This is a genomic window from Streptomyces durhamensis (assembly GCF_000725475.1).
GTDB classification, from domain to species: domain Bacteria; phylum Actinomycetota; class Actinomycetes; order Streptomycetales; family Streptomycetaceae; genus Streptomyces; species Streptomyces filipinensis.
The window spans coordinates 209010-221474 of the sequence record NZ_JNXR01000002.1 but is presented as its reverse complement, the minus strand read 5'-3'; the positions used below and the strand labels follow the sequence as shown (position 1 = coordinate 221474).

The window sequence follows — 12465 nt, the reverse complement described above, 5'->3', positions numbered from 1 at the left end:
GTGTCCCTGAGGCAGGATGGCCCGCGATGCGCAGAGGACTCGTACACGTACTGGCGTGGCTGCTCGCGACGGGAGCGGCGGTCACGCTGTCGTGGTGGGGTGTGCACACGGTGATGGCCGGGACGGCGTACGACCCCCCGCGCGCCCTGCCCGTCACGGACGCCGGCGCCACCGCGCCGGGCACGAAGGCGCTCGGCTCGCCGACGCACCGGCCGTCCCCGTCGAGGCGGCCGGCGGCCGGTCCGCCGGCGCGCACGCCGGCCCCCGCCCGCAGGCCGGCGCCCTCCGCCACCTCGTCCGCGTCCGCCGCAGGCCAGGTCAAGTCCTACGACACCGACGGCGGGCGGGCGGTGTTCGAGCTGGACACGTCCAGCGCCACCCTCGTGTCGGCGACGCCGGGTACCGGCTGGTCGATGCAGGTGTGGAAGACCGAGACGTGGATCCGCGTGGAGTTCAGCCGGGGCACGGACCGTGTGTCGGTGTTCTGCACCTGGCACGACGGGCCGCCGCACGTGGAGATCGGGAACTACTGAGCGCTCACCGGAACACCGAGGGCGGCGGTGCCGGTGAGGCGACCGCCGCCGCGTCCGTCACGGGGGCCGCGCCGCCGGTGAAGTCGCTCAGCGGCCTGCCGTGTTCGACCCGGCCCGGGTGCGGGTCGGAGGCGGCGCGGCGGGTGAGTTCGGCGAGCGGGAGCGGCGCGTCGGAGGCGACCAGGACGGCGTTGCCGAAGCGCCTGCCGCGCAGGACGGCCGGGTCGGCGATCAGCGCGAGTTCGGTGAACCGGGCGGCGGCGGTGGCGATCTGGCCGCGCAGATGGGCGAGCGGCGGGCCGTCGGCGAGGTTGGCGGCGTAGACCCCGGACGGTTTCAGGGCGCGGCGGACCTCGTCCAGGAACTCGGTGGAGGTGAGGTGGGCGGGGGTGCGGGCGCCGCTGAAGACGTCCGCGATGACCAGGTCCGCCCAGCCGTCCGGCACCCTGGCGAGACCCGCGCGGGCGTCGGCCGAGCGGACCCGGATCCGGGCGTTCGGGTCCAGCGGCAGTTCCCGGCGGACCAGTTGGACCAGGCTCGCGTCCCGTTCGACGACCTGCTGGGTGGAGCGGGGCCGGGTGGCGGCGGCGTACCGGGCGAGGGTGAACGCGCCGCCGCCGAGGTGCACGGCGTGCACGGGCTTGCCGGGCGGGGCGACGAGGTCGATGACATGGCCGAGGCGGCGCTGGTACTCGAAGGAGAGGTACGCGGGGTCGTCCAGGTCGACGTGCGACTGGGGCGCGCCGTCGATCAGCAGCGTCCAGGCCCGGCTGCGGTCGGGATCGGGGACGAGCTGTGCGAGGCCGCCGTCCACCGCCTCCACGACGGCTTCGACGGCGGCCGGCCTGCGCCTCGTGTCCCGTGTCTGCCGTGGGTTCCTGGACCTGCCCATCGGACCATTTTCGCAGCAGGCCGGGGCGGGCGCCTCACCGGCAGTTGTCGGCCGCCTCGATCGTCCGGGCCGCCTCCCCGAGGGCCCGGCGCAGCACCGCCGGGTCGGTGGCGAGGTCGGCCTCGCCGGGCGGCAGCAGCCAGTCGGAGCCCTCCACCGGCGGCTGCGGGGTGAGTCTGAGTCCGCGCCCGTCCGTCTTCGTGCAGGTGCTGCCCGGCACGTCCCAGCCGGCCGCCGTGCCGGCCGGGACCAGGAAGCCGAGGGTGGCGCAGCCGCCGTCGTGCAGCACGGGGCCCATCGCGTCACCGGCGCCGCGCCGCAGGATGTCGACCGCCTCAAGGCCCTGCCGGGCCGGTACCGTCACGAGGTCGCAGGCCTCCGCGGCCGACGACGGCGACGTACACGGTTCGTTGCTCTGGCTGGTCTCCATGCCGGCCTCCACCACACAGCCCTGTTGCGGTCCACGGGGTCCAACGCGTGAACGCGTCAACGGCTACGGCACAAGTGCGCCGCAAAGGATGGCACTTCATGGCAGATCGTGGATGAGATATCCGGTTTGTAGCTAAACACTGCGTGGCGGGTCCTTCACAGCAGGTACGTTCATGCCCGCCGGAACCAGGGCGTCACTCGGACAACTCGTCACGAAACCGTCCCGGATCCGGCATGGTTCGACGGTTCGCACGAGAGGACCCGGCCATGGCGTCGTCAACCGTGACCTCGTCACAGCCCGAACGGCCACCCCGGCCGAACCTCGCCTTCCGGCACCTGCGTGGCAGTCGTTCACCCGCCGAGTTCGCGGCACTGGTACGCCGTGCCGCGCGCGAGATCGGTGAACGGGTCAGCTGTGACGCGCGTTACGTCGGCAGGGTGGAGGCGGGCGAGATCCGCTGCCCCAACTACGCGTACGAACGGGTGTTCCTGCATATGTTCCCCGGCCGCACGCTCACCGACCTGGGCTTCGCGCCCCGCTCGTCCGTCCGCGGGCGCGCGGCGCGGACGACGGCGGACGGACCCGAGGCGCTCCTCACCGCTGAGGGTGAGGGCCACGGCGCCGGTGAGTCGTCTGCGGCCTTCGAACCGTATGACACGCAGGACCCGTACGGCCCGCACGAGCCGTGCGCGAAAGACCATCTGAACCACGAGGAGAGCGACGTGCTGCGTCGCGCATTCATGACCGGCGGCGCCACGGTGGCCGCCGCCACGCTGGGCCCGCTGCGGCTCACCACGGACGCCGCGGCCCCGGTCCGGCCCGCGCGCCGGGCCGGCGGCCCCGAGGCGGCCGCCCTGGAGGAGGCGGTCCGCCGTATCCGGTTGCTGGACGACCGGCACGGCGCGGACGGTCTCTACCGGCGCGCGGCAGCTCCGTTGCGGGCGGCCTACGCGCTGCTGGACGCCGGCGCGACCCGGCAGACCACCGCCGACCGGCTGCACTCGGGCGCCGGTGAACTCGCCATCTCCGTGGGCTGGCTGGCGCACGACTCCGGCCGCTTCGACGACGCCCGCTCGCACTACGCGGAGGCGCTGGCCACGGCCCGTATGACCGGGGACCCGGCACTGGAGGCGCACGCCTTCTGCAACACCGCGTTCCTGGCACGGGACGCCGGCCGTCCCCGGGAGGCGGTCCGCGCCGCGCAGGCCGCCCAGCGCGCCGCCCGTCCGCTGGGCTCCGCCCGCCTGATGTCGCTGCTCGCGCTGCGCGAGGCGGGCGGCTGGGCGGGCCTCGCCGACCGCACCGGCTGCGAGCAGGCGCTGGTGCGGGCACAGGCCCTCTTCGAGCGGGGCCACTCGGACGCCGACCCCGAGTGGATGAGCTTCTACGGAGAGGCCGAGCTGGAGGGGCTCGAGGCACAGTGCTGGTCCACGCTCGGCGACTGGCGGCGCGCGTCCCGGCACGCCCGCCGGGCGGCGCATCTGCAGGATCCGCACTTCACCCGGAACATCGCCCTGTACACGGCCGAGCTGGCCGACGACCTGGCCCGCGAGGGCCGTCCCGACGAGGCGGCCGCCGCCGGGCTGCGGGTGCTGGCCCTGCTGGACCAGGTCCAGTCCTCGCGGATCCAGAGCATGCTGGCGGGCACGGCCCGGGTGCTGTTGCCGCACCGGCGGGCTTCGGGGGTGTCGGAGTTTCTCGACCGGCACGCCTCGGTGCCGAGGACGGGGAGGGCGTAGGCGGTCCGGGGAGGGTCTGCCGGTGGTCTTCGGGCTGCGGGCCGGACGCACGGTTTCCCTCGCCCGGGGAGCCGCGGTCCCGTCGGCCTTGCGGCACCCGGCATCCCGCACGCGCGGGTGAGCGGCCCACCCCGGCTCAGCCGGCCAGGTGCCCCACGTCGTTCCAGCTCTCGATCGCCGGCTCGCCGTAGGCCCAGCCGAGGACGGACAGCGAGGTCGGGTTCAGGCGTATCCGCGCGGCGAAGTCCAGCGGCAGGCCCAGCCAGCGCGCGCCTATGGAACGCAGTACGTGGCCGTGTGCGAAGACCAGGACGTCGCGGTCGGACGAGCGGGCCCAGGAGACCACCTCGTCCGCGCGCGCGGTCACCTCGGCGAGGGTCTCGCCCCGCGGCACCCCGTCCCGCCAGATCAGCCACCCCGGCCGCACCGCCTGGATCTCGGCCGGCGTCATGCCCTCGTAGGCGCCGTAGTCCCACTCCATGAGCGTGTCCCACACGGTGGCCCGGTCCCCGAAGCCGGCCAGTTCGCACGTCTCACGCGCGCGTGCCAGCGGGCTGGTGCGCACCTCCACCCCGGGCAGCCCGTCCAGCGGGGCGCGGTGCAGACGCTCACCGAGCAGCTTGGCTCCCCGCCGGCCCTCCTCCAGCAGCGGCACGTCGGTCCTGCCGGTGTGCTTGCCGGACAGCGACCATTCCGTCTGTCCGTGCCGGGCCAGCAGGATGCGCGGTGCCATGGGGGGCCTTTCCGGGAAGGGGACGCCGCACGGACGCCACGGGAACGACGAGAGAGGACTTCTCCATCATCGCTCACACCCGTTCGGGGCAACCCGGCGGGCGATCCCCGCGTCTTTGTGGGCCGGAGCGCCGTCATGGGCGGGATACGGACACCGTAAAGTGGCACGGTCGCCCTCCGGGGCGGGCCGCACGCAGAAGGGGGAGGGCGATCGGATGCCGCAGACCGAGACACCGGGCACCGAGGTGGCCCCGCGAACCCGGCTGCGCTGGTGGACCGAGCTGCCCCTGATCCTCCTGGTCTACGGCTGCTACTCGGCCGGCCGGCTCCTCGCCCGCGGTGACGTCTCCTCCGCCGTCGACCACGGCCTGGCGATCCTGCGCTTCGAGAAGGCCCTGCACCTCAACGCGGAGCACCCGCTCAACCGGCTGTTCACGCGCGAGCCCTGGCTCGGAGTGCCGGCGGACTTCTGGTACGCCTCGCTGCACTACGTGGTCACGCCCGCGCTCCTGATCTGGCTGTTCCGGACCCGCGCCGAGCACTACCGGCGGGCCCGCACCTGGCTGATGACGTCCACGTTCATCGGCCTGATCGGCTTCACGCTGCTGCCCACCTGCCCGCCCCGGCTGCTCTCCGCCGGTCACGGGTTCGTGGACACCATGGCGCACTACAGCTCGTACGGCTGGTGGGGCGCCGAGGCGAGTGCACCGCGCGGCATGGGCGGGATGACCAACCAGTACGCGGCGATGCCGAGCCTGCACGTCGGCTGGGCGCTGTGGTGCGGGGTGATGCTGTGGCGCCACGGCCGCACCCGGCTCGCCAAGGTCCTCGCGGTCGGCTATCCGCTCGGGACCGCGCTCGTGGTCATGGGCACGGCCAACCACTACTTCCTCGACGCGGTCGCGGGCGTCGCCGTGATGGGCGTCGGCCTGCTGCTGGCGCCGCCGGTGATGCGGCTCGTGGACCTGCTCCGGGCCCGCCTGTCCCCACGCCGCACACCGGTCACGGACGGCACGGGTTCCCCGATTGTCAGTGCCGGGTGCCAGACTTCCGCGGGTGAGCGAATTCCACGGCAGCGCGAGTCCCGGCTCGACGCCGGGGCCGAACCGGACGCATCCCCCAGCGACGCGGGCGAAGGGGCTGCGGCACCGGCTCGCTGAGCTGCGCGGTCCCGACGTACCCGCCAAAGCCCTGGACGCGCGCGCCCTCGCGGCGCTCGCCGCGAACCCCGGGTGCGCCAGGCGGGCGATCCTGGACGGCGCCGGGGTGGACAAGGCGCGGCTGGCGAGCGCGCTGGGCACGCCGTCCGCGTTCGGTCAGTCACAGTTCGCGCTGACGCGCGGGAACGCGTTCGAGGCGAGGGTGAAGGCCGACGGCGGCGCCGAGCTGCTCCGGCTGGTGCACGCCCGGCTCGACCCCGGCGCCCCGGCGCCGGAGGGGGCCGCCGTACCCGACCTGACCGCGCACGGCCCCGAGGGGCGTACGGCCCGTACGGCGCTGGCGCTGCGCGAGGCCACCCGCGCGGGCGGCTGGACGCTGCTGGACCATCCGATGCTGGCGCTGGACGTGGCCGGCTCACTCGCCTTCCTGGAGCCGGACGCGGTGGTGGTGCACCCGGACGGCAGCTGGTCGGTGGTGGAGATCAAGTCCTTCCCGATGCTGGACGGGGCGGCGGACCCGGCGAAGGTCGGCGCGGCGGCCCGGCAGGCGGCGGTGTACGTGCTGGCGCTGGAGGAGGTCGCCACGCGTCTCGGCGCGGAACCGGCACCGGCTCGGGCGCCCCGTGACGGGAGCGCCCACCCGAGCGGTCCGCCCGCGCGCGTGCACCACCGGGTGCTGCTGGTGTGCCCGAAGGACTTCTCGAACCTGCCCGCCGGTTCCGCCGTCGACGTACGCAAGCAGCGCGCGGTCACCGCCCGTCAGCTGGCCCGGCTGACCCGGATCGAGGAGATCGCCGGGGCCTTGCCCGAGGGCACGTGCTTCGCGCCCGACCGGAGCGCCGAGGAGCTGACGGCGGCCGTGGCGGCCGTCCCGGCGACGTACGCGCCCGAGTGCCTCTCCGCGTGCGAACTGGCCTTCCACTGCCGGGAACGCTCCCGCGAGCAGGGCGCCGTCACCCGCCTCGGCCGTCCCCTGCGCGCGGAACTGGGCGGGCTGACCACGGTCGAGGACGTCCTCGCGGCGGCCCGCGGCGAGAGGGGCGACCCGGACGACCCGGCGATCGCGGCCCTGCGCCGGGCGGCGGCCCTGCGTGCCGAGGCCCTCCGGACGGCGGCCGCGCACGCCAAGGCCCGGGCGGAGGTCGCCCCGTGTCCCTGATGACCACCCTCGCCCGGCTGGAGGCCGTCGCCACCGGCCGGGCCCAGCCCGCCGCGACCGTCCGGCACCGGCATCTGTCCGCACACCCCCTGGTGTTCGTGCCGCTGACCACCGCCGGTGAGGCCGGCGCCCCGCTCGGCGCGCTCGTCGGCACCGACCGGGACGCCCCGCGCCTGCTCGTCGTACCGCAGCCCCGCGACCGCGATCTGCGCTTCACGTTCCTCGCCGAGCTGGCCGACGTCGTGCTGCCGTACATCGACGCCTACGCCGCCTCCGTGGAGGCGGCCGAGCGCACCGAGACCGACCCGGAGACCGGCAAGCGGGTCAAGGTCGAGGCGGAACTGTGCGCGGACGCGCCCCAGCTGATCGTGCCGAGCCGCGCGGGCCTGGACTTCGTACGGCTGCTGGGCCGCTCGATGCGTTTCCGCCGTACGGCCGAGCAGGACCCCGAGGCGCCCTATCCGGCGCCGCCCCGGGTGCCGCTGCTCGGCCGCTGGCTGACCCACTACGGCGAGCGTGCCCGGGTCCCCGGCTCTGCCCTGCTCCTCGCCCTGACCGAGCTGCTGTCCCGGCACTGGGCGACCGGCCAGTCCAGCCTGGAGGACCAGCACCTGGGCGCCCTGCTCGCCTGGATCGACCCACCGCGGGACACGAGCGGCGCCGAGGCCGCGCGCCGGGCCGAGCTCGCCCGGGACGCCGCCGGGCAGCTGCTGTGCCCGCCGGCCGGTCCCGCCACCGACCCGGCGTTCGACAACAAGCTGCTGGCCCCGGCGATCGAGCGCTACGACCGCGCCCGCAGCGCCCTCGCCGCCGCCGAGGACGCCCTGGCCGCCGACGACCGGATGGCCGCGCTCACGGCGGCCGAGCGGGAGATCCGCGACCTGGTGGCGAGCCGCACCCGGCCCACCTGGGACGCGGTGTGGCGGGGCCTGGACCTGCTGCGGACGCTGCCCGAGGGCGCGCGTGCCGAGGAGCGCTGGACCCGCGACCGCTGGTCCTTCACCGGCCACCGTGACCGGGTGCTGGCGGGCGAACCCCCGCAGCCGCGCCGGGACGACGCGGTGACGGCGGCGAACAAGCTGGCCACCCGCGAGCGCGAGCAGGCCCGGCTGGAGGCGCAGGAGGCGCTGGACGACCCGCTGGTGATGGCGGGGCGGCGGCTGGCCGGGGAGGCGTTCGCGGGCGAGGTGACCGAGGTCGTCCTGGCGTACAGCGAGGGCAGGCGGCCGAGCCCGCGCCCGCTGGTGACGGTCCGCACGGACGACCGGCCGCATCTGGCGGAGGGCGCGAGGGTGTACCGCTCGCTGGGCGGCAGGCCGCAGTCGGCGGAGTTCGCCGGGTACGACGGCGAGGACGGTCTCGTGCTGCGGATCGTGGACAAGATGGGCTGCGGCAAGGAGCCCGAGCCCGGTTCGGTGCCGGAGAAGGGCGATGGGGTGTGCTTCACCCTCTTCGAGCACGAGCAGCGCGGCGGGGCGAAGCTGCCCGACCCGGAGGAGACCCCGTGGACGCACGGCGGGCCGCCGGGCGAGGCCGTACCGGAGGCACCGGACACCGTGACCGAGGAGGACGCGCTGTGACGACCGCCGACCTCGATCCCGGAGCCGCGGCCGCCCGCGCCACCGAGGCGATCCTCCACGACACCCTGCACGGCACCGCCCGCGGTGTGGTCGTGGACTCCCCGCCGGGCGCCGGCAAGTCGACGCTCGTGGTCCGCGCGGCGCTCGAACTGGCGGAGGCGGGCCGCCCGTTGATGGTGGTGGCACAGACGAACGCCCAGGTCGACGATCTCGTCCTCAGGCTCGCCGAGAAGAACCCGGACCTGCCGGTCGGCCGCCTGCACAGCAGCGACGGCGACCCGTACGACAAGGCGCTGGACGACCTGCCGCAGGTCCGCACGTCCGCGAAGGCGGCCGACCTGAACGGCCTGCCCGTGGTCCTCTCCACGGCGGCGAAGTGGGCGCACGTGAAGGTCGACGAGCCCTGGCGGCACGCGATCGTGGACGAGGCCTACCAGATGCGCTCCGACTCCCTGCTGGCCGTGGCCGGACTCTTCGAGCGGGCCCTGTTCGTCGGCGACCCCGGCCAGCTGGACCCGTTCGCGATCGTCGGCAGCGAGCAGTGGGCGGGCCTGTCGCACGACCCCTCGGCCTCCGCGGTGACCACCCTGCTGGCCCACAACCCGGACCTGCCGCAGCACCGCCTCCCGGTCTCCTGGCGTCTGCCGGCCTCCGCCGCGCCCCTGGTCTCGGACGCCTTCTACCCCTACACGCCCTTCCGCAGCGGTACCGGCCCCGACGACCGCCGCCTCACCTTCGCCGTCCCGTCCGACGGCTCCGGCCCCGACCGGGTGATCGACGAGGCGGCGGCATCCGGCTGGGGCCTGCTGGAGCTGCCCGCCCGGCACACCCCGCGCACGGACCCGGAGGCGGTGCGGGCGGTGGCGACGGTCGTACGCCGCCTGCTGGACCGGGGCGGCGCGGCGACCTCGGAACGCTCGCCCGCCCCCACCCCCCTCACCGCGGACCGCGTCGCCGTCGGTACGGCCCACCGCGACCAGGCGGCGGCGGTCCGCGCGGCGCTGGCCGAGCTGGGCGTCACGGACGTCACGGTCGACACCGCGAACCGTCTCCAGGGTCGTGAGTACGACATCACGGTCGTCCTGCACCCGCTCTCGGGCCGCCCCGACGCCACCGCCTTCCACCTGGAGACGGGCCGCCTGTGCGTGCTGGCCTCCCGGCACCGGCACGCCTGCATCGTGGTCTGCCGCGCGGGCGTGGCCGACCTCCTGGACGACTACCCGTCCACGGAACCGGTCCAGCTGGGCACGCTGGTGAAGTTCCCGGACGGCTGGGAGGCGAACCACGCGGTGCTGGCCCACCTCACGGAACACCGGGTGACCTGGCAGGCGTGAGCGGGCTCCGCCGGTCGGCGCACTCATGGAACACCGCGTGAACTCGCGGCCATGAGGGGCCCTTGCGCGGGCGCGGGACAATGGACGATGGCCCACCTGAAGGCGGTGCCCAGCGAACCGTACGAGGAGGAGACAAGACATGGCGGAGCCCACGCCGCGTCGTAACGAACCGCGGCTACGCCCCGCGCCCCTGATCTTCGAGCCCGCGGAGGCGGCCGCCGATCCCGAGCACTTCTTCGACCTGGAGTCGATCGAGGATCCGCGGGCGCTGCTGGCCCGGGCCACGGAGCTGACCCAGGCGTTCCGCGCGGCCGCCGACCGGGCCGTGGAGTTCCAGGCCGTCGCGGCGGCCCAGCTCGCCGATCCGCGCCGGTTCGACCGGCTGACCCCGGCGGACATCGCCGAGCGGGCGGAGTGGACCGAGGACTACGCGAAGAAGATGGTCGAGTTCGGGCGGGACCTGATGCGCGGCAACACCGAGGGCCGGACCTCCGCCGACCCCGTGTGACCCCGCGCCCGCGTCAACCCGGAGCCCGTGAGTCAACCCTTCTGGCATATGCCAGCGGGGCAAGATACTCCCCCTCCACCGCCTCTGTCCCGATTATCGGCAACTCAGCGGAACAGCCCCCTCACGCCCGGTACATCTGGGTGGCATGAGCAGCACACCGAACGTCACCCGGGTCACCTCCGACGGAGTCGGCTGGCTCGCCTCGGCGGCCACGTACCCCCGCAGCACGCTGGCCCTCTGGGAGGAGCGCCCGGACGCCCCCGTCGTCCTGCCCTGCGGCACCGTCTTCGACGTGGTGAGCGCGCCGGCGATCTTCGGCCGCCGGATGCTGGACCGGCTGTGGGACGACGGCCCGGGCTCCGGCCCGGTCGCGATGTTCCGGGGCCGTGTGCTGCTGTTCGCCGCGCCGGGCACGGCCCAGCGGCTGCCCTCGCTGCTGGCGTGGGAGGAGTGGGGCTCGAACCGTACGGAGGCGGTGCCGCCGCTGCTGTGCCACGGCACGGGCGACGCCGTGACGGTCCCGGCACCCACCGGGGACGACGGCGCCGGCGCCGCACGCTGGCTGGTCGCCCCGGACACGCGTCACCCCTGGCTGCCGGGTCCGGAGGTGGTGCTCTGGGCGGCCGTACGGGCGGCCCGCGCGGCCGTGCGGATATCGATTTTTCCTCCCGCCGACCAGGATGCTAATGTCTACGACGTCAGCAGGCGCCGCTAGCTCAGTTGGTTAGAGCAGCTGACTCTTAATCAGCGGGTCCGGGGTTCGAGTCCCTGGCGGCGCACGATGACGAATGGCGAGGCATGTCCGCTAAAAGCGCGGAAATGCCTCGCCATCGTTTTTTCGCGCGGCTTCACCGTGCGTTGCGGGGGCTTCGCCCCGTGTGTCAGCCGGTGACTCTCGGCGTGAGCCGTACCGTCCACGTCCCCGAGGCCGACCTCCCCTCCACCTCCACCTGTACGCCCTCGCCGGGCACGGTGAAGCTCTCGCCGAGGGCGACCGGGGCGTCGGCGAGCGGCGGGTAGACCGAGTCCTCCCAGCAGGCCTCGGTGTGCGGGTGGGCGTCCACGACCTCCACCGGGCCGCCGCCGGATTCCGCTCCGCTGCGGATCCGGTACACCAGCACCCCCTGCCGGCAGCCGGCCCGGTCGTTCCCGGCCGGACCACGCACCTCGAAGCCCAGGGCGCTGTCCGGCCCGGTGCGCACGATCGCCAGCTTCACCCCGTGCCCGAGGCCGAAGGCCGGGGCGCCCGCCGTGCCCTGCACCGGGCTTCCCTGGCCGGCTTCCAGCGGCTCCAGGGTCAGCCGGGTCGACCCCGCGCCGCGCACGCACATCACCTGACGCGGATCCAGCCAGCCCAGCTTCCACTTGTGCCAGGCGAACAGGTCCGGGGACAGCCCGAACTGGCTTCCCATCAGGTCCCAGTCTCCGACGTACGTGTCCCAGTCGCCCTTGCCGTCGACGGGACGGTGGTAGAGGTCGGGCAGGTCGAAGACATGGCCGGTCTCGTGGGCGAGGACCAGCCGGTCCGGCGGGTGTTTCTCGAACACGGTGACGACCCGGCGGACGTCTGTGCCGTCCACGTGCAGGGGTGTGTCGAGGTTCACGACCTTCGTGGCGTCCGAGTCCACTCCGGGCGCGTCCGGATCGGCGACGAGGTACACGACCTGATAGCGGGAGAAGTCGACCTCCCTGTCGGCGATCGCGAACGCGTCCCGCAGATAGGCGGCCCGGTCCTGCACGCTCCAGTCCCGCCTTATGGCGTACGCGGTGGACGGCCGGGGCATGCGCAGCCAGTGCTTGACCGGGTGCGGGCGCAGGGTGAACCTGCCGTAGGAGGCCCGTTCGAAGTAGCGGCTGGTGGCCGGGAAGTGGTCGGCGGTCAGCTGGGCGGGCGTGGTGCGCGGAGCGGAGTCCGGGAAGGAGAGGAAGACCATCACGGCGTCCAGCACGCCGGTCGGGCGGGTGTAGTCCGGGTTCCAGGTGTCCACACCCTCGGAGTGGTGGGCGTCGGTGCGGTGCAGGGCACAGGGGGTGGTGGAGAACGGCTCGGCGACCGACGGGCTACCGAGGATCGAGGTCGCGGCGAGCGCCGACAGCGTGGTGCACACGGCGGCGGTGCTGCGCAGCATGGGCACGGACATGACCTCCGGACGCGGTTCGACAGGACCCACATCCAGATTGCTGTTATTTAGTGCGGTATGCCCTGTTCATCTGCACCACAAGGGTGAGTGCGCCCCCCTGATGCTCCGGCGCGCTCCGGCGCCCGACACCCCGAAACACTCACGGAACGTCACAACTGGTCGGGGGCCCTTAGAACCCGCCCACGCGCGGGCAGAAACGATCTGTCAGAACCAGTGTTCGGTCCGGGACACTGGACACCGGCTGGAAGGGCCCGGTG

Annotated in this window: 12 protein-coding genes and 1 tRNA gene; 9 read left to right on the top strand and 4 right to left on the bottom strand. The window is 74.2% G+C overall.

What is annotated here, in order from left to right:
• Window positions 1–26: 26 nt before the first annotated feature.
• Window positions 27–533, top strand: a complete 507-nt coding sequence (locus IO33_RS0102755) for a hypothetical protein (protein WP_031159706.1) — start codon at window positions 27–29, stop codon at window positions 531–533.
• A gap of 4 nt (window positions 534–537) precedes the next feature.
• Here the strand turns inward: IO33_RS0102755 and IO33_RS0102750 are convergent, their stop codons facing one another.
• Together IO33_RS0102750 and IO33_RS0102745 are read right to left on the bottom strand one after the other, a co-directional pair.
• Window positions 538–1425, bottom strand: a complete 888-nt coding sequence (locus IO33_RS0102750) for a spermidine synthase (RefSeq protein WP_031159705.1) — start codon at window positions 1423–1425, stop codon at window positions 538–540.
• Window positions 1426–1459: 34 nt separating this feature from the next.
• Window positions 1460–1855, bottom strand: coding sequence for a hypothetical protein (locus tag IO33_RS0102745; protein WP_031159704.1), 396 nt, complete (start codon window positions 1853–1855; stop codon window positions 1460–1462).
• Between the two features lie 266 nt (window positions 1856–2121).
• Here IO33_RS0102745 and IO33_RS0102740 point away from each other — a divergent pair, with 266 nt between their 5' ends.
• Complete coding sequence (locus IO33_RS0102740; protein ID WP_031159703.1) at window positions 2122–3594, top strand: NsdA family TPR-like regulatory protein; 1473 nt, start codon at window positions 2122–2124, stop codon at window positions 3592–3594.
• Window positions 3595–3730: 136 nt separating this feature from the next.
• Here IO33_RS0102740 and IO33_RS0102735 read toward each other — a convergent pair whose 3' ends face one another.
• Window positions 3731–4327, bottom strand: coding sequence for a histidine phosphatase family protein (locus tag IO33_RS0102735; protein ID WP_031159702.1), 597 nt, complete (start codon window positions 4325–4327; stop codon window positions 3731–3733).
• 214 nt (window positions 4328–4541) lie between these two features.
• On the opposite strand from IO33_RS0102735, the gene IO33_RS0102730 reads away from it, so the two are divergent.
• The 7 genes from IO33_RS0102730 (at window position 4542) to IO33_RS0102700 (ending at window position 10846) form a co-directional block, all read left to right on the top strand.
• A complete protein-coding gene (locus IO33_RS0102730; protein ID WP_031159699.1) occupies window positions 4542–5486 on the top strand; it encodes a phosphatase PAP2 family protein in 945 nt (314 codons plus the stop codon).
• Entirely contained in the window at window positions 5383–6645 is a 1263-nt protein-coding gene (locus tag IO33_RS0102725; RefSeq protein ID WP_425347949.1) for a hypothetical protein, read from the top strand. Before IO33_RS0102730 ends, IO33_RS0102725 begins: the two co-directional genes overlap by 104 nt.
• On the top strand, window positions 6636–8225 hold the full coding sequence (locus IO33_RS0102720; protein ID WP_031159695.1) for a hypothetical protein: 1590 nt from the start codon (window positions 6636–6638) through the stop codon (window positions 8223–8225). Before IO33_RS0102725 ends, IO33_RS0102720 begins: the two co-directional genes overlap by 10 nt.
• On the top strand, window positions 8222–9559 hold the full coding sequence (locus IO33_RS0102715) for an AAA domain-containing protein (RefSeq protein ID WP_031159693.1): 1338 nt from the start codon (window positions 8222–8224) through the stop codon (window positions 9557–9559). The genes IO33_RS0102720 and IO33_RS0102715 overlap by 4 nt, the downstream gene beginning before the upstream one ends.
• Before the next feature lie 139 nt (window positions 9560–9698).
• Window positions 9699–10067: a hypothetical protein gene (locus IO33_RS0102710; RefSeq protein ID WP_031159690.1), complete on the top strand. Its 369-nt coding sequence runs from the start codon at window positions 9699–9701 to the stop codon at window positions 10065–10067.
• 145 nt (window positions 10068–10212) lie between these two features.
• Window positions 10213–10782: a bifunctional DNA primase/polymerase gene (locus tag IO33_RS46555; protein WP_031159688.1), complete on the top strand. Its 570-nt coding sequence runs from the start codon at window positions 10213–10215 to the stop codon at window positions 10780–10782.
• Window positions 10773–10846 (top strand) — tRNA-Lys (locus tag IO33_RS0102700). Before IO33_RS46555 ends, IO33_RS0102700 begins: the two co-directional genes overlap by 10 nt.
• A 102-nt stretch (window positions 10847–10948) precedes the next feature.
• Here the strand turns inward: IO33_RS0102700 and IO33_RS0102695 are convergent.
• Entirely contained in the window at window positions 10949–12208 is a 1260-nt protein-coding gene (locus IO33_RS0102695; RefSeq protein ID WP_031159685.1) for a M6 family metalloprotease domain-containing protein, read from the bottom strand.
• Window positions 12209–12465: the final 257 nt, after the last annotated feature.